The 16,158-nt window shown below is 63.7% G+C and carries 17 protein-coding genes; 11 read left to right on the plus strand and 6 right to left on the minus strand.

Annotated features, from left to right (window positions below):
• Window positions 1–45: 45 nt before the first annotated feature.
• Entirely contained in the window at window positions 46–753 is a 708-nt protein-coding gene (locus EOA23_RS00430; protein ID WP_126063409.1) for a pyrimidine 5'-nucleotidase, read from the minus strand.
• A gap of 149 nt (window positions 754–902) precedes the next feature.
• Between EOA23_RS00430 and EOA23_RS00435 the strand changes: the two genes are divergently transcribed.
• The 3 genes from EOA23_RS00435 (at window position 903) to EOA23_RS00440 (ending at window position 3,544) form a co-directional block, all read left to right on the plus strand.
• A complete protein-coding gene (locus EOA23_RS00435) occupies window positions 903–1,664 on the plus strand; it encodes a GGDEF domain-containing protein (protein WP_127302511.1) in 762 nt (253 codons plus the stop codon).
• A 291-nt stretch (window positions 1,665–1,955) separates the two neighbouring features.
• Window positions 1,956–2,108: a hypothetical protein gene (locus EOA23_RS35495; RefSeq protein ID WP_189341461.1), complete on the plus strand. Its 153-nt coding sequence runs from the start codon at window positions 1,956–1,958 to the stop codon at window positions 2,106–2,108.
• Complete coding sequence (locus EOA23_RS00440; protein ID WP_127302512.1) at window positions 2,105–3,544, plus strand: GMC family oxidoreductase; 1,440 nt, start codon at window positions 2,105–2,107, stop codon at window positions 3,542–3,544. The genes EOA23_RS35495 and EOA23_RS00440 overlap by 4 nt, the downstream gene beginning before the upstream one ends.
• Window positions 3,545–3,624: 80 nt before the next feature.
• On the opposite strand, the gene EOA23_RS35500 is transcribed toward EOA23_RS00440, so the two are convergent.
• Window positions 3,625–3,792 (minus strand): hypothetical protein, encoded by a 168-nt coding sequence (locus tag EOA23_RS35500; protein ID WP_189341460.1) that lies wholly within the window; start codon window positions 3,790–3,792, stop codon window positions 3,625–3,627.
• A 95-nt stretch (window positions 3,793–3,887) separates the two neighbouring features.
• Between EOA23_RS35500 and EOA23_RS00445 the strand changes: the two genes are divergently transcribed.
• The gene (locus EOA23_RS00445) at window positions 3,888–4,376 is read left to right on the plus strand and encodes a MarR family transcriptional regulator (RefSeq protein ID WP_127302513.1); all 489 of its coding nucleotides are present in this window, start codon (window positions 3,888–3,890) and stop codon (window positions 4,374–4,376) included.
• 394 nt (window positions 4,377–4,770) lie between these two features.
• Here the strand turns inward: EOA23_RS00445 and phhA are convergent, their stop codons facing one another.
• A complete protein-coding gene (phhA, locus tag EOA23_RS00450; protein ID WP_126063405.1) occupies window positions 4,771–5,604 on the minus strand; it encodes a phenylalanine 4-monooxygenase in 834 nt (277 codons plus the stop codon).
• Between the two features lie 139 nt (window positions 5,605–5,743).
• Here phhA and EOA23_RS00455 point away from each other — a divergent pair, with 139 nt between their 5' ends.
• Together EOA23_RS00455 and bchE are read left to right on the plus strand one after the other, a co-directional pair.
• A complete protein-coding gene (locus tag EOA23_RS00455; protein WP_127302514.1) occupies window positions 5,744–6,220 on the plus strand; it encodes an Lrp/AsnC family transcriptional regulator in 477 nt (158 codons plus the stop codon).
• 102 nt (window positions 6,221–6,322) lie between these two features.
• Window positions 6,323–7,882, plus strand: a complete 1,560-nt coding sequence (bchE, locus tag EOA23_RS00460; protein ID WP_127302515.1) for a magnesium-protoporphyrin IX monomethyl ester anaerobic oxidative cyclase — start codon at window positions 6,323–6,325, stop codon at window positions 7,880–7,882.
• A gap of 93 nt (window positions 7,883–7,975) precedes the next feature.
• On the opposite strand, the gene argB is transcribed toward bchE, so the two are convergent.
• Window positions 7,976–8,869: an acetylglutamate kinase gene (gene argB, locus EOA23_RS00465; protein WP_127302516.1), complete on the minus strand. Its 894-nt coding sequence runs from the start codon at window positions 8,867–8,869 to the stop codon at window positions 7,976–7,978.
• Between the two features lie 387 nt (window positions 8,870–9,256).
• On the opposite strand from argB, the gene EOA23_RS00470 reads away from it, so the two are divergent.
• The 4 genes from EOA23_RS00470 (at window position 9,257) to msrB (ending at window position 12,012) form a co-directional block, all read left to right on the plus strand.
• Complete coding sequence (locus EOA23_RS00470; protein ID WP_127302517.1) at window positions 9,257–9,796, plus strand: sigma-70 family RNA polymerase sigma factor; 540 nt, start codon at window positions 9,257–9,259, stop codon at window positions 9,794–9,796.
• The gene (locus EOA23_RS00475; protein WP_127302518.1) at window positions 9,793–10,515 is read left to right on the plus strand and encodes an anti-sigma factor; all 723 of its coding nucleotides are present in this window, start codon (window positions 9,793–9,795) and stop codon (window positions 10,513–10,515) included. The genes EOA23_RS00470 and EOA23_RS00475 overlap by 4 nt, the downstream gene beginning before the upstream one ends.
• A gap of 214 nt (window positions 10,516–10,729) precedes the next feature.
• Window positions 10,730–11,284 (plus strand): fasciclin domain-containing protein, encoded by a 555-nt coding sequence (locus EOA23_RS00480; protein WP_127302519.1) that lies wholly within the window; start codon window positions 10,730–10,732, stop codon window positions 11,282–11,284.
• Window positions 11,285–11,508: 224 nt separating this feature from the next.
• Entirely contained in the window at window positions 11,509–12,012 is a 504-nt protein-coding gene (gene msrB / locus EOA23_RS00485; protein ID WP_127302520.1) for a peptide-methionine (R)-S-oxide reductase MsrB, read from the plus strand.
• Window positions 12,013–12,317: 305 nt separating this feature from the next.
• On the opposite strand, the gene EOA23_RS00490 is transcribed toward msrB, so the two are convergent.
• Both EOA23_RS00490 and EOA23_RS00495 read right to left on the minus strand, forming a co-directional pair.
• Window positions 12,318–13,904 (minus strand): DHA2 family efflux MFS transporter permease subunit, encoded by a 1,587-nt coding sequence (locus tag EOA23_RS00490; RefSeq protein ID WP_245473933.1) that lies wholly within the window; start codon window positions 13,902–13,904, stop codon window positions 12,318–12,320.
• 148 nt (window positions 13,905–14,052) lie between these two features.
• A complete protein-coding gene (locus tag EOA23_RS00495) occupies window positions 14,053–15,246 on the minus strand; it encodes an HlyD family secretion protein (RefSeq protein WP_127302522.1) in 1,194 nt (397 codons plus the stop codon).
• A gap of 130 nt (window positions 15,247–15,376) precedes the next feature.
• Here EOA23_RS00495 and EOA23_RS00500 point away from each other — a divergent pair, with 130 nt between their 5' ends.
• On the plus strand, window positions 15,377–16,075 hold the full coding sequence (locus EOA23_RS00500) for a TetR/AcrR family transcriptional regulator (protein ID WP_127302523.1): 699 nt from the start codon (window positions 15,377–15,379) through the stop codon (window positions 16,073–16,075).
• Window positions 16,076–16,158 lie beyond the last annotated feature (83 nt).

Consider the following 16,158-nt stretch of genomic DNA (forward strand, 5'->3'; position numbering starts at 1 on the left):
AGAGGGCATCGTCCGCAAGGGCGACGTACGGCCATCCGGAGTTGATCAGGCTACGACGTCGACGATCGCGGTCAGGAAGCCGGCGAGATCGTCGGTGACGAAATCGACGTCGTCATCATTCGCCGGGTCGCGTTCCCAGATTTCCGAAAAGGTCGGTTCGAAATTGCGCGGCACCACCAGCACGGTCGTCATGCCGAGCGATTTCGGCACGGCCAGATTGCGCGCCAGGTCCTCGAACATCACCGCATTGTGCCCGGTCACCGAGTGCAATTCGGCGAAGCGTTCATAGGTCTGGCGCTCCGGCTTGGGATTGAGCCCCGCCGCGACGATGTCGAAGATGGCGTCGAAATGCTCCAATATGCCGAGCTGGCGCGCGGTGCGCTCGGCATGCCTGCGGTCGCCATTGGTGAAGATGAATTTGCGTCCGGGAAGCTGGCGGATCGCCGCGCCCAGCACCGGATCCGGCACCAGCCTCGAATAGTCGATATCGTGCACCTTCTCGAGAAAATCGTCGGGATCGATGCCGTGCCGCTTCATCAGCCCGTTCAGCGTCGTGCCATATTCCAGGTAGAGTTCCTTCTGCAGCTTGCGCGCGTCGTCGCGCGAAAGCGTCAGCAGCTCGCCGACATAGGCGGTCATCTTCACATCGATCTGCGCGAACAGGTTCGAGTGATGCGGATAAAGCGTGTTGTCGAGGTCGAACACCCAGTCCGTGACATGGGCAAAGCGGGCGGGATCGGGTGTCATTGTCATGGCTTCTTATGGCATGCCGGCGCTGAAGTTATCCACAACTTATGCGCGTCACGAAATGTGAAAATGGCGTCTCGCTTCAAATTTTAAAAGTTCCGGAAAGGTCGCCTTCAGCGCTTGCTGGCACAGAGGCTATCCCTTGGGAGCAAGTGATGAGCCGCATATTTCTAAAGGCCGCTACCGTAGCATTCGCTTCGGTCGCCGTCTCGCTGTTGTTGACGCTGATTGTGGTTCCGGCGATGGGCTTTCCGATGAGCCGCACCATCTGGCTGGCATCGACGCTATGCCCGCTCGTGCTCGCCTGGGCCGCCAGCGCGGGCAGCTTCTGGCAAAGCGATCGGTTGCAGAACGCGCATCGCGAGCTTGCCCGCGCCCACGCGCAACTCGCAGCCGCGCACAGGCGCCTCTCCGAAAAGGCAAGCCGCGACGACATGACCGGCATGCTCAATCGCGAAACCTTCTTTGCCGCGCTCGATGGATCGCGGCGCAAGAGCGATCGCGGCGCGCTGCTCATCATCGACGCCGATCACTTCAAGAGGATCAATGACAGCTACGGTCATCTGACGGGGGACGAAGCGCTGCTTCTGATCGCCGGCGCCATCGAACGCGGCGTGCGCAACGGCGACGTGCTCGGCCGCATCGGCGGCGAGGAGTTCGCGGCTTTCCTGGTCGGCGCCAGCGAGCGTGAGGCCAAGCATGTCGCCGAACGCATCCGTCGCGAGGTCGAGCTGATCCGTTTCCACCCTAGCGACGGGCGCACCGTGCCGCTCACGGTCTCGATCGGCGGCATAAGCTGCGGCGAGGGTGCAACCGTTTCCGATTTGATGCGCGCGGCCGACCGCAGGCTCTACGAGGCGAAGAACCGCGGCCGCAACCTTTCGATACTCGACCGCGAGCTTCCCGAAGCGGCTTGAAGCCCCGTCGCGGGCGTTATGCATGTCGCCCAAAAGTGCGAAGCGGTTTTGGGGCAACGACATGCATCGAAAACTCGAAAGCGCGGCGCCTGAACCGCTCCAGTGCGCCGCGCTTTAGGAAAACCCTAACCATGTCCATATTCAACCGCGCTAAACTTCCAGGCGTAACGCCGTCTTCACCCTGGTTTGGCACGGAATTGGCCTCCTCGGCGGCATGTGTGCCGTTCAGGAACGGCATGCGTGGATCGGGGCCCTATCGAGAGACGTGTCATGAGCAGGTTGATAAGCAAAATGTCGCGCCGCGCGATCGTGCAGGCGCTGATCGCGTTGCCGGCACTGTCGCTGTTCCGCAACCCGCCGGCCCCTGACAATCCTGACGAAACCGACCGCGACGAAATCGTCGAGATCAATGGATGGATCCTGCGGCGGAGCGACCTCGCATGATCTTCGACAGCTACGAAGCCTACAAGCAGGTCGGCTTCAAACCCAGGGCCTGCATCCTCGGCTCCGGCCCGGCCGGCACCACGATCGCCAGGAAGCTGGGCGCCGCCGGCATCCCGGTCGTCGTCCTGGAGGCGGGCTCGCGCGAGTTCAGCGACGAGTCGCAGGATTTCTACCGCGGCAAGACGGTCGGCGACTTTTACTTCGACCTCGACATCACCAGGCTGCGCTTCATGGGCGGCTCGTCCAACCATTGGGCCGGCTGGTGCCGCGTGCTCGACAGCCAGGACTTCGAGCCCAAGGCCTGGGCGCCGGACACCGGCTGGCCGATCAGCCGCGCCGATATTGAGCCCTATCTGAAGGAAGTCCACGACATCCTCGAGCTTCCCGACTTCCGGCCCGACGTGCCGGTTTCGGACGACATACGCTGGGTGCAATTGATCAAGAGTCCCGCGGTCCGCTTCGGCGAGAAATTCGCCGACGAGCTCGACCGGAGCAAGAACATCGCTGTCGTGCTCAACACTTACGCGACCGAGCTTATCGGCGACGGCAAGCGCGTCACCAGCGCTAAGCTGTGGTCGAACGGCCAGGACGCCGGCACCTTCAGCGCGGACTATTTCGTCACCTGCACCGGCGGGCTGGAAAACTCGCGGCTGCTGTTATGGTCGAACGAGCGGTCGAATGGCGGCGTGGTGCCGAACGCGGCGGCGCTCGGCCGCTATTGGATGGAGCACCCGACCTTCGAGGGCGGCAACGCCATCCTCGCCAACTATTCGGAGTTCGAGGTCGATGCCTCGAACGAAGCCTTCTTCTCGCCGACGCTTGCCGCGATGGAGCGGCTGCAGATCATGAATTTCGGCATCCGCCTGATCGAGAGCCCCTATCCCAATGTCAAGAAGCTGATCGCCGACCTTGCTTGCACCGCGCCGAACATGGCGGAGTGGATGTCTTCGCAACTGGACCAGAGGCTGCGCTGTGCCGCCCAGCTCTATGTCGCCTGGGAGCAGGCGCCGCTCGCCTCGAACCAGATCGAGCTGTCGAAGACCGATGTCGACCACGCCGGCGTGCCGCGCATCGAATTGCGCTGGAAGAAGTCGCCGCTCGAGCGCCGCACGCTGCTCGAGGGGCTGAAACTCTTCGGCACGACGATGGCGCTGAAGAACCTCGGCCGCGTCCGCATCGACGACTGGATCAGCAATGGCGGCGACTATCCGACCAACGAGGAGACCGCCGGCCACCACCATATGGGCGGCACCCGCATGGGCACCGATGTCTTGAAGAGCGTCGTCGACGCCAATTGCAAGGTGCACGGCATGGACAATCTCTATGTCGGCGGCTCATCGGTGTTCTGCACGTCGGGCCAGTGCAACCCGACGACGACCATCACCGCGCTCGCCTGCCGGCTGGGCGAGCATCTCGGCAAGCTGATCGCCGTCTGATCTCCGAAACGCCGGCGGCGCCGGCGCCTGGAGCGGCAACCGGCGCCGCCCGGGCGCTTTTGGCGAAATTGCGACCGCGTTCAAAGGCCGTAGACGGCAATGCGCACCAGCACGGCCGCGGCGGCCAGCGCCACCAGCAGGATGCCGAGGCCGATGGGCGAGCCCCAGCCATACCATTCCATCGCCAGCTTGGCGTATTTGTATTCCTCCTCATTCGAGAGAGGGGCGCGCTGTTGGATCAAGCTCATTGGTCACTCCATGTCGGCGACTTTGCCCTTGCCTCGCAAAGGGCGTCATCGCATATTGATACAATAGTCTGAATGTTAGACAGATAGATAGTTAGATGATCGAAATAAAGTCGTCAAGCACGAAACGCGATGAAATGACCCGGGACGTCGGCCTTGCCGTCATGCGCTGGCAGGACGCCACCCAGGCTTATGACGAGGCGGTGGGCGCACGGCTGGGCCTGATCGCGGCCGAGCGGCATTGCCTTGGCCTGCTCTACGCCGGGCCGCAATCGGCGGGCGCCGTGGCGGCGGCGACCGGACTGACGCCAGCCGCCGTCACTGCATTGATCGACCGGCTCGAGGCGCGCGGCTACGTCACCCGGACCCGCAGCCTGGAGGACAGGCGCAAGGTGGTGATCGAGGCGACCGAACTGACCAGGAAATTGTCGGAGCGCTACTACGGCACGATCGCGCGGGAGGGCGAGAAGGTGGTGGCGAGCTTCAGCGACGCGGAGCTCGCGACCGTGCTGCGCTTCATCAATGCCGCGCTGGACCTGCAGAGCGAGCAACTGGCCAGGATCAAGGCCGAGCCGGACAAGGCATGACGAGAGATTCTGCGCAGGACTTTGAAGGGTTGCCGTTTGTCGACCGGCACGATTTTCACCGTTCCTTTCCGTGAAATCAGTGCAAACGCCGGGGGGGTGGCCGAAGCCTTCCAACCTCGTCATCCCTGGGCGGAGCAGCCGCGAAGCGACGCGCGAAGACCCGAGGATGACGACTGGGTGGGCGTTTGGGCCAATCTCCAAGGCATGCCACCTGCCCAACATAGCCGACCAGTCAAAATCCCTGTGCTGGGAAAGTAATTGCAAAAGGGACAAAGCAGCTCAGCCACCTCTCGGCAACTGAGCCGCCCTGAATGTCGGTTGGGCGAAAACCGACCTCAGAGCAACTCCAGGAAAAGTGCGTCGCGGTTTTCCGTCCGGAATTGCGTAAAAACAATCACACCGTTGCCGGGTCGAGCGCCGGCTGACCCTTGAACCGTGAGACGATGCCGGCAAGGTCGCCATTGGCGAAGGTATCGCGCAGCGCATCGAAGGACGGCAGCACGAAATAGGCGCGCTGGAACTTGTCGATCTCGTAGCCGGTGCGCATCACCGTCTCGAGGTCGAACGGCACATGGTGGGCGTCCTTGCTCTCGACCGCGAATTGCAGCTCGGTGAAGGACGACATCAAGCCGGCGCCGAAGGCCTTCACGGGCTGGCCGGGTTCCTGGATGAGGCCGTATTCGGCGCTGTACCAGTAAAGCCTGGTGATCATCTCGTCGCCGCCGAGCGCGATCATGTCCTCCGCCTTTTCGCCATACATCTGCATGAAATCGGCGAACACCGGCTGGGTCAGGATCGGCACATGGCCGAAGAAATCGTGGAACATGTCCGGCTCGACGATATAGTCGAGCTCTTTTTTCGTCCGCAGCCAGTTGGTGACCGGGAAGCGCCGGTTGGCGAGATGGTCGAAGAAGGGGCCGGCCGGAATGAGGCCGGGCACGGCGACGATCTCCCAGCCGGTCAGCTCACTGAGCTTTTCGCTCACCGAGTCGAAATCGGGAATCCTGTCGAGCAGGCCGAGCGCGGCGACGCCGTCCAGATAGGAACGGTGCGCGAGCTTCTGGGTCAGCTTCGTCTGGCGGTCGCACAGCGTACGCCACACCGCCTGTTCCTCGGCGGAGTAGTCGTAGCCCTGCGCCACCGTGAAATCGCTGCGGCAGACCGAATAGTCGCCGCGAAGGCCCTGCGCGGCGCATTCGGCGGCGTAATCGGCAACGCTGATCGTCATCGTTTCCTCCTCTAGGATCGTGATCCGTGGATCGTGAAGCGGAGTTTAGAGGCGCCAGATGAGGCAAATCAGCCTTGTTTGTGGCTTGCCGGGGGATTTTGAGGTAAAATCACTCTGATCAACGATAGATCGAGAAGATATGCCTCAATTCGACGAATTTGAGATCAGGATGCTCGACATCCTGCAGCGCGACGGCCGCAAGCCCGTATCGGAGCTGGCGCAGGCGATCGGGCTGTCGACAACGCCGTGCGCGCGCCGCTTCGAGGCCTTGCAGGAAACCGGCATCATCAAGGGCTTTGCCGCCGTGCTCAGCCGCCGCGCCGTCGGCCTGACCGTCGAGGTGTTCATCCAGGTGCGGCTGGTCAGCCACAGCGACGGCTCGCCCGAGAGCTTCATCGCGGCTGTGCAGCGTATGGACGAGGTGTCGTCCTGCTGGACGATGACCGGCGACCACGATTTCCTGCTGCATGTCATGGTGCCTTCGGTGGACGATCTGAACGCCTTCGTCATGCACCGGCTGATGCGGTTGCCCGGCGTGCGCGACGTCCACACGCAACTGGTGCTGCAGAACATCAAGGGCCCCGGCCACGTGCCGCTCAGCCATTTGCGGCGCTGACCCGGTCAAATCTGGCGAAAAGCTGCTTGGAAACTGCTGAACCGCGCCAAGGCGGCTTCGTCATCGGCGATTAGCACAAGCGGACCAACATGGAGGTCCGCCTTGAACATCGTGCTGATCAATCCGCCGCACACGGCCATCGGCAGCCGCGTGCCCGACGATCATCTGCCGCCGCTTGGGCTTTTGGCGATCGGCGGCCCGCTGATCGATTCCGGCCATCAGGTGCGCCTCGTCGATGCCGAGTTCGGGCCGATGCCGCTTGGCACGCTTGTCGACGAGGCATTGCGCGGCGATCCGGATTTCATCCTGATCGGCCATTCCGGCTCGACCTCGGCGCATCCGACCGCCTTGAAGATTGCCGAAATGATCAAGGCCCGCGCTCCAGGCGTCATCGTCATCTATGGCGGCGTGTTTCCGACCTATCACTGGCGCGACATCCTCGCTGCGACCGACGCCTTCGACTTCATCGTGCGCGGCGAGGGCGAGGCGACCGCGACGGCGCTGGTCGAGGCGATCGAAATGCGCCAGCCGGTGGGAAGTGTCGCCGGCATCGCCTATCGCGACGATCTCGGCCGCCCGGTCGCGACCCAGGCGGCCATGACGATTGCCGATCTCGACGCTTATCGCGTCGGCTGGGAACTGATCGACCATCGCCGCTACTCCTATTGGGGCGGCAAGCGGGCGGTGGTCATGCAGTTCTCGCGCGGCTGCCCGCATCTGTGCAACTATTGCGGCCAGCGCGGTTTCTGGACCCGCTGGCGGCATCGCGACCCGGTCAAATTCGCCAAGGAGATCGCCTGGCTGCATCGCGAGCACGGCGTCGAGCTGGTGAATCTGGCGGACGAGAACCCGACCTCCTCGAAGAAGGCATGGCGCGCCTTTCTCGACGCCATGATCGCCGAGAACGTGCCGGTGCTGATCGTCGGCTCGACCCGCGCCGACGACATCGTGCGCGACGCCGATATCCTGCACCTTTATCGCAAGGCCGGTGTCATCCGCTGGCTGCTCGGCATGGAAAACACCGATGAGGAGACGCTGTCATTGATCCGCAAGGGCGGCAGCACCAAGTCGGACCGCGAAGCGATCCGGCTGCTCAGGCGGCACGGCATCCTGTCGATGGCGACCTGGGTTGCCGGCTTCGAAGACGAGGGCCTTCGCGATCTCTGGCGCGGCTTCCGCCAGCTGATCGCTTATGATCCCGACCAGATCCAGGCGCTCTATGTCACGCCGCATCGCTGGACGCCATTCTTCCGCATCGCTGCCGATCGCAAGGTGATCCAGAAGGACGTGCGCCTCTGGGATTACAAGCATCAGGTTCTGCACATGACCCGGCTGAAACCGTGGATGCTGTTCTTCGCCGTCAAGCTGATCGAGGTCGCCGTGCAGTCGCGGCCGAAGGCGCTGGCGCGCATCCTCTTCCACCCTGATCCCGAGCAGCGGCATTCGATGCGCTGGTACACGAAGATGGGCCGCCGCGTGTGGCTCCGCGAAGTCTGGGGCTTTCTCGCCCGCGACCGCCGCGTCACGGACGGGCCGACATTAGCCGAATTCTGGGGCGCGCCACAGGACGCCGAGGAGGAATCGATGCTCGTGAAGCGGCCGGTTCGCAGACCTGCCGTCGAGAGCCAGCCTCTGCCGGAAGGACGAAGATTAGCCGGCTGAATATGGCAGTTCACCGAAACGGTGAACTTGCCGGTCTCCTTGACGCAATTCCGAACGGAAAACCGCGACACACTTTTCCTGGAATTGCTCTTCTTACGGAACGATCAGCGTGCCGGCGCCGTGCTCGGTGAAGAGCTCCAGCAGCACCGAATGCGGCGTCTTGCCGTTGAGGATGACCACGCCCTCGACGCCGCGCTCGATCGCCTCGATGCAGGTCTCGACCTTCGGGATCATGCCGCCCGACACCGTGCCGTCCTTGATCAGTCCCTTGGCCTCGGCGACGGTCAGCTCGTCGATCAGCTTCTTGTTCTTGTCGAGCACGCCCGGCACGTCGGTCAGGAACAAGAGGCGCGAGGCGCGGCACGCGCCGGCGATGGCGCCCGCGAACGTGTCGGCGTTGATGTTGTAGGTGTGGCCGTCGCGGCCGGGCGCCACCGGCGCCAGCACCGGGATCATCTCCGAGCGGGCAAGCAGATCGAGCAGCGTGCGGTCGACCTCGACCGGCTCGCCGACGAAGCCGAGATCCAGCACCCGCTCGATGTTGGAGTCGGGGTCGACCATGGTCTTGCGCGCCTTTTCGGCGAACACCATGTTGCCGTCCTTGCCGCAGAGCCCGATCGCCCACTCGCCCTCGGCGTTGATCAGCGCCACGATCTCCTTGTTGATCGAGCCGGCCAGCACCATCTCGACGATCTCGACCGTTTTCTGGTCGGTGACGCGCAAGCCCCCCTCGAACTTGGATTCAATGCCCATCTTGGTCAGCATCGCGCCGATCTGCGGCCCGCCGCCATGCACGACGATCGGGTTGACGCCGGACTGTTTCAAGAGCGCGATGTCGCGGGCGAAGGCCTTGCCGAGCTCATGGTCGCCCATGGCATGGCCGCCATATTTCACCACCACCGTCTTGTTCTCGTAGCGCTGCATGTAAGGCAGCGCGCGCGAGAGCAGCGCGGCCTGCATTTCGGCGTTGGCGGCGACGTCCGTCATCGGTATCGATCCCAGCTGAAGCATGTCTCCCGAAAGTGGGAACCGGTTTCGGGACGAAGACATGCTTGAACATCAAGTCTTGAATGGCGGCCTCTTAGCGGGAATTGCCGCAGGTCGCAAACGGCTTTGCGGTCACAATAACGAAATCACCGGCGGTCTAGCCATGTAACCAATATGGCAGCGCTAGCTCTCTCTCCGTCCGCGAAGCCGGGACCGGGACGTCCTATACGATTTAAGCCGGCAGCCTGAGCGGTCGTTGAAACGCTTTGGCGGACCCGATTTGCTTAGCAGCGGCTCACTGCCGACTCGCGCGAGCGTGCCGCAGGCCTTGACGCACACCGCTTCCGCGCCCGTTGCAATTAAATCGCAATCTTCTAATTTGCCGCCATGGCGCCGCAGGACATCAGCAAGCTGATCGTCCGGACTTCAATGAAGGACCGGGCCGCGTTCGATCTGCTCTACAAGCAGACCAGCGCGAAACTTTTCGGCGTTTGCCTGCGTGTCTTGAGGGACCGAGGTGAAGCGGAAGAAGCGCTGCAGGAGGTCTTCGTCAAGATATGGACGAAGGCGGACCGCTTCGCGGTTTCCGATCTGAGCCCGATTTCCTGGCTGGTGGCCATTGCGCGTAACCTTGCGATCGATCGCATCAGGGCGCGGCGAGGTCCTTCCGCCAACATCGATGTGGCCCTCGACGTCGCCGATCCGGCGCCGGGACCCGAGGCGATGGCTGTGGCGGGCGGCGAGGCCGAACGCATCCACCATTGCCTCGACGAACTTGAACAAGACCGGGCGGCGGCCGTCCGGGGCGCCTATTTGAGCGGCGAAAGCTATGCCGAGCTGGCGGAGCGCTTCAAGGTTCCGCTGAACACGATGCGGACCTGGCTGCGGCGAAGCCTGCTCAGACTGAGGGAATGCCTGGAAAGATGACGCTGGCGGAAGACAACGGACCGGAACGTGGAGGCGACGACCTGCTCGCCGCCGAATACGTTCTGGGCGTTCTGCCGGCCGACGAACGGCAGATCGCGTCTCGCCGCATCGACACCGAGACGGCGTTTGCCCGCCTGGTCGATGCCTGGGAGGTCCATTTCGCGCCGATGGCCGTGGCCTATGCCGCGATCGAGCCGCCGGCGTCGGTCAAGGTGGCGATCGACCGGCGGCTCTTCGCGTCGGCTGCTTCCACATCCTCGGCACCCGGTGGCAGCTTGTGGACGAGCCTTGCCTTCTGGCGCGGCCTTGCCGTCGCGGCCATTGCCGCCCTCGCTGTCTATGCCGCCCTGCCTTACGTCAATCCGCCGGTTCAGCCGCCCGGGACCAGGCTTGTCGCGTCGCTCGCCGCCGACAACAGCCCCGTCAAATACCTCGCCGTCTATGACGCCGCCCGACATGAAGTCGGCCTGTCGCTGGTCTCTGGCGAGCGCGGCGCCGGCAAGGACTTCGAGCTGTGGATGATCGAAGGCAAGAACGCGCCGGTGTCGATGGGCGTCATTCCGGCCGGCCAGACCGCGCGCATGGCAGTGGCACCGGCCGTCCAGCAGAAGCTCGCGCAAGGCGCTGTGCTCGCCGTCAGCCTCGAGCCTGCGGGCGGCTCGCCGACCGGCCAGCCGACCGGCCCTGTCGTCGCCGCGGGTGACCTCAAGGGCATCTGACAGCCACTTCGGCAGAATCGCGCCAATAAAGACTAATCGAAGTCTATTTTCTGTCAGCAGATGACAGGAGAATTCTGGGATCGTCGTGGCTAGGGCATGTGAAATAAATCGCGCCAAGAAAAAATTTGTAACAGTCGTGAAACTAGGTTTTCGACCACCCCGTATCTCCTCGCGTTCCCAAGAATGGGAAAAACAACCCGAGGAGACTGACACAATGCGTAAACTCGCCACCCTTTTGCTCGCCTCTACGCTCGGCCTTTCCGCGCTCGGCGCCATTGCTTATGCCAACCCGATGGTCGGCGGCGCGCCGATGTATGCCAAGAAGAACATCATCGAGAACGCCGTCAATTCGAAGGACCACACCACGCTGGTCGCCGCCGTCAAGGCCGCCGGCCTCGTCGAAACGCTGCAGGGCGCCGGTCCGTTCACCGTCTTTGCGCCGACCAACGAAGCCTTCGCGGCGCTGCCCGCCGGCACGGTCGACACGCTGCTCAAGCCCGAGAACAAGGACAAGCTGACCAAGGTGCTGACCTGCCATGTCGTCGCCGCCAAGGCGCTGGCGGCCGACGTCGCCAAGATGGCGAAGGCCGATGGAGGCGCCCACCAGGTCAAGACGGTCGGAGGCTGCGAGCTGACGCTGAAGGCCGAGAAGGGCAAGGTCACCGTCACCGACGAGAACGGCAATGTCGCCCACGTCACCATCGCCGATGTCCGCCAGTCGAACGGCGTCATCCACGTCATCGACAAGGTTCTGCTGCCCAAGATGTAACAAAGCGGGCCCCGAAGATGTAACAAAGCGGACCTGGCCGGCGAAAACATGGCTGAGCGCCGGCCGCGACATCCAAGATCCGCGCCGCTGGCAAGGGTGTGCTCCGCGCCGTCCCGCAAGGGCGGCGCGGGGCTGCATGCTTAAGCAATAACGGATAGGGCGTCACCGGCTTTTGATTTCCGGGCCGGGCTCTATCTTGGCAAAATGCGTCAGGAGGAACGGCCATGAACCGTCGCGATTTTCTCTGGAGCGGGGCTGCCGCCACCGCTCTCATCGTCGGATCCGGGGCGATGCTGCGCGCCGGCGGACCGAAGCCGGCCTTGGCCGCCGAGACCTTCGAGGTCACCAAGACCGACGCCGAATGGCACGCCATCCTTTCGGACGAAGCCTTCGATGTGCTGCGCAAGCAGGGCACCGAATATCCCGGCACCAGCCCGCTGCTCAACGAGCACCGCAAGGGCATCTTTGCCTGCGCCGGCTGCGACCTGCCGGTCTATTCGTCGGAGACGAAATTCGATTCCGGCACCGGCTGGCCGAGCTTCTGGCAGGAGATCGCCAACTCCATCGGCAAGACCGTGGACAATTCGCTCGGCATGACCCGCACCGAGGTGCATTGCCGGCGTTGCGGTGGCCATCTCGGCCATGTCTTCGACGACGGCCCGCCGCCCACCGGTCTGCGCCATTGCATCAACGGCGTGGCGCTTAGCTTCAAGCCGGCCGCGGCTTGAGCGGTCCCCCGGCGCCAACATAGGTCAATCGCATAGGGCAGCGCGGCCCCCTCATCCGGCCGCTTCGCGGCCACCTTCTCCCCCAGGGGAGAAGAGGTTGGCGCCGGCGCCGACAGTCTCCTCTCCCCTCGGGGGTCCGAAGGACGGGCGAGACCCGTGGCTCGCCCCGGAATGGTCAGCCGAGCGAAGCGGAGGCTGGGTGAGGGTGAGCGCCCTATGCGATTTCTCCAAAAAGAATGACCCCGGAAATCGTCGCCGATTTCCGGGGTCACGTGTTGAGGAGACCAGGCGGGGGTTCCGGCTCCTCAATGGCCTCCGCCGCCACCGCCGCGCTGCTGGGCCGGCTTGTTGATGAACAGCACGAAGAATCCGAGCGAGGCGAACAGCACGGTCAGCATCATGAACACGTCTATGAAGGACAAGAGCGCCGCCTGCTGATGCACCATGCCCGACAGTTTCGACATCGCCGCGCTGCCTGCGTCGAGGCCGGCGGTCTGCTCGAAGTTCAGCGTCATGTTCTGCAGCTTGGTCTGCGCGGCCTGGCTGCCCCACTGCACATGCTCGGCAAGCCGCGCATAGTGGAAGGCGTTGCGGTCGATCAGCACCGTGTTGATCAGCGCGAGGCCGACGGCGCCGCCGAGATTGCGGGTCAGGTTGAACAGGCCCGACGCATTCTTCAGCCGTTCCGGCGGCAAGGTGCCGAGCGCGATGTTGTTGATCGGCACCATGCACAGCATCATCGAGCAGCCACGCAGGATCTGCGGGATCAAGAGCTCATAGAAATCCCAGTCGGCGGTGAGATGCGTCATCCACCAGGTGCCGGTGGCGAAGCCGACGAAGCCGATCATCATCATCAGCCTGAGATCGATCTTGTTCGACAGGATGCCGGCGACCGGCGCGGTGAAGAACATCGCCAGGCCGCTGACGAACAGCGCTTCGCCTATCATCATCGAATCGTAGCCGCGGATGCGCCCCAGGAACACCGGATAGAGATAGGTGAGCCCGTAAAGGCCGATGCCGACGACGAAGGAGAACAGCGAACCGAAGGCGAAGTTGATGTTGCTGAACGCCCTCAGGTCGACGATCGGCTCCTCGGCGGTGAAGACGCGCCAGAAGAAGATGACGCCGCCTATGGTCATGATGATGGCGCAGGCAAACACGGCCGGCTCCTGCAGCCAGTCATGGTTCGGGCCTTCCTCCAGCACATATTCCATGCAGCCGAGGAAGGCGGCCATGCCGGCCAGGCCCCACCAGTCGAACTTGGAGAACAGTTTCAGGTTGGGCTTGTCGAAATCGATCAGCGCCCAGGCGGCAGTCGCCACCAAAATGCCAGGCACGACATTGATCAGGAACAGCCAGTGCCAGGACATGGCATGGCTGATATAGCCGCCCACCGTCGGGCCGATCGTCGGCGCCAGCGTCGCCACCAGGCCGATCATCGGCGAGACGACGGCGCGCTTGGAAGGCGGGAAGATGGTGAAGGCGGCCGCGAACACGCTCGGGATCATGCCGCCGCCGATAAAGCCCTGGATGGCGCGGTAGACGATCATCTGGTCGATGTTGGTGGCGGTGGCGGCCAAAGTGCTCGCCGCGGTGAAGCCGGCCGCCGCCGTGGTGAACAGCACGCGCGTCGACAGCATGCGGCTGAGGAAGCCCGACAGGGGGATCATCACCACCTCGGCGATCAGATAGGCGGTCTGCACCCACGGAATCTCGTCGGAGCTGGCGCTGAGACCCGCCTGGATCTCCGACAGCGAGGCCGAGACGATCTGGATGTCGAGGATCGCCATGAACATGCCGAACACCATCGCCAGGAAGGCGATGACGCGGCGCACAGGCATATGGTCCGCGGGCAGGGCCGGCGCGACGGCTGCGGCCGGGCGCCCGGGCATTGCTCCTGCGGTGATGGTTGCGGTTGCCATGTCATGGCCTCCTTAAACAATTCTCGAAGACTAGCGCGTGGGGGTCCGGAATTGCGTCGAAACGGATAAAGCAGGCTGGGCGGCTCGGCGCTCGATTGGCCACCGAACCGCCCCCCAATCAGTTGGTCGTCGAGGCCGGCGCGGTGCGGCTGTCGACCGCGACGACGACGCTGAGGCCGGCGCGCAGCTTGCCGGTCTTCAAGACGTCGGCCGGCACGTCGATGCGTACGGGCACGCGCTGCACCACCTTGGTGAAGTTGCCGGTGGCGTTTTCCGGCGGCAGCAGCGAGAACACCGCGCCGGAAGCCGGCGCCAGCGAGGAGACCGTGCCCTCGAAGCTCTGGCCGTCGATCGCGTCGACGGTGATGCGGACCTTCTCGCCGGGCACCATGCGGCCGAGCTGCGTCTCCTTGAAGTTGCCGACGATGTAGAGCTTGTCCATCGGCACGACGACGGCGAGCTTCTGGCCGGGGCTGACGAGGTCGCCCTGCTCGACCGAGCGGTTGCCGACGACGCCGTCATAGGGCGCCTTCAGCACGGTGAAGGAGAGGTCGCGCTGGGCCTTGTCGCGGGTGAGCTGCAGCGAGGCGAGCGTCGAGGCCTGCTCCGCGCGCTGGGCTTCCAGAACGCCGATATTGGCCTGCGCCGCGGCGATCTGCGCGTCGGCGCCGACAAGCGCCGCCTTGGCCTGGTCGAGCGCTGTCTGGGCGTCGTCGAGCTGCGCCTGCGTGCCGACATGGGTCTTGAGCAGCTGCGCGGCGCGGACCTGGGCGCGCGCCGCATTGTCGGCGGCGGCCTGGTCGGCGACCTTCTGCGCCTGAGCCTGCGACAGCGAGGCCTGGGCCGCCTTGGTCTGCGCGTCGATGCGGTCGAGCGTCTTCGCCAGCGTGGCGATCTGTGCTTCGGCCTGGGCGACGGCTATTCTGTAGTCGCCATTGTCGATGACGAACAGCGGATCGCCGGCCTTGACCTGCTGGTTCTCGCTCACCAGCACCTTGTCGATATAACCGGATATTTTCGGCGACACGAACGACATGTCGGCCTGGACATAGGCGTCGTCGGTGGAGATCATGAACCGGCCGTCGGTCCAGTAGTTATAGCCATAGTAGGAACCGGCGCCGAGCAGGGCGAGGCCGATGATCGGCAAAAGGAAAGAGCGCACCGAGCGCTTCTTCTTGGCGGGTGCTTCAGCCGCGGGCGCGGCGACCGGAGCGGCGGGCTGGACAGGGATTTCCGGAGCCTCGGTCGACGGTTGGACCTTGGCGTTGGGAAACGTGCGGACTTCGGCGGTGGCGGGCGCGTTGGAGGACATGGGTATCTCTCTGGATGTCAGTCAGACTGAACCGTTCGGTTCGAATTGGCGATTGACATAGCGCGGAAAGAGGACCATATCAAGAGGAAATCGAACCGAGTGGTTCGAAATATTTCAAGGAACGACTTCCATGGTCGACACGACAGCCGATAGCGATCTGCTCGACTTACGCAAGGGCCGTCCGGCAGCGGGGCAGGACCCGGTCAAGCGCGCCCAGATCATCGAAGGCGCCCGCCGCGTCTTTATAGACAAGGGCTTCGAGGCCGCCTCGATGAACGACATCACGCGCGAGGCCGGCGTCTCCAAGGGCACGATCTACGTCTATTTCGAAAACAAGGAAGAGCTGTTCGAGGCTCTCATCGAGGAAGAGCGCGGCACCATCTTCAAGAACATGTATGAGGTGCTCGATCATTTCGACGACCTGCGCAACACGCTGGTGAAGTTCGGCATGGGGCTCTCCGCCAAGATCACCTCGGCCAAGGTCATCCAGGCGCAGCGCACCGTCGTCGGCGCTGCCGACCGGATTCCCGAGCTCGGCGCGCGCTTCTACGAGCGTGGCCCGAAGCGCGGCCATGACAAGGTCATGGCTTTCCTCAATGAAGCCATAGAGCGCGGCCTGCTCAAGATCGACGACGTCGACCTCGCCGCCTATCAGTTCACCGAGCTCTGCCTCGCCGGTCTGTTCCGCCAGTGCATCTTTTCCTACCGCACCAAAGCGCCGACCCAGGCCGAGATCGAGCGTATCGTGAAATCCGGCGTCGACGTCTTCCTCAAGGCCTACGCCACTGAAAAATTCCTCGCCGAGGAAAAGGCGCTGCAATCGGCCTGACCGGCCCAGGGCACGGCAAATTCATAGCGTGCGAAGCAAGGCTGGGATGGCCTCGCCGCGTCGTGTGACGCTCGTCGCGATCG

It is taken from the genome of Mesorhizobium sp. M2A.F.Ca.ET.042.01.1.1 (genome assembly GCF_003997405.1).
Taxonomy (GTDB): Bacteria; Pseudomonadota; Alphaproteobacteria; order Rhizobiales; family Rhizobiaceae; genus Mesorhizobium.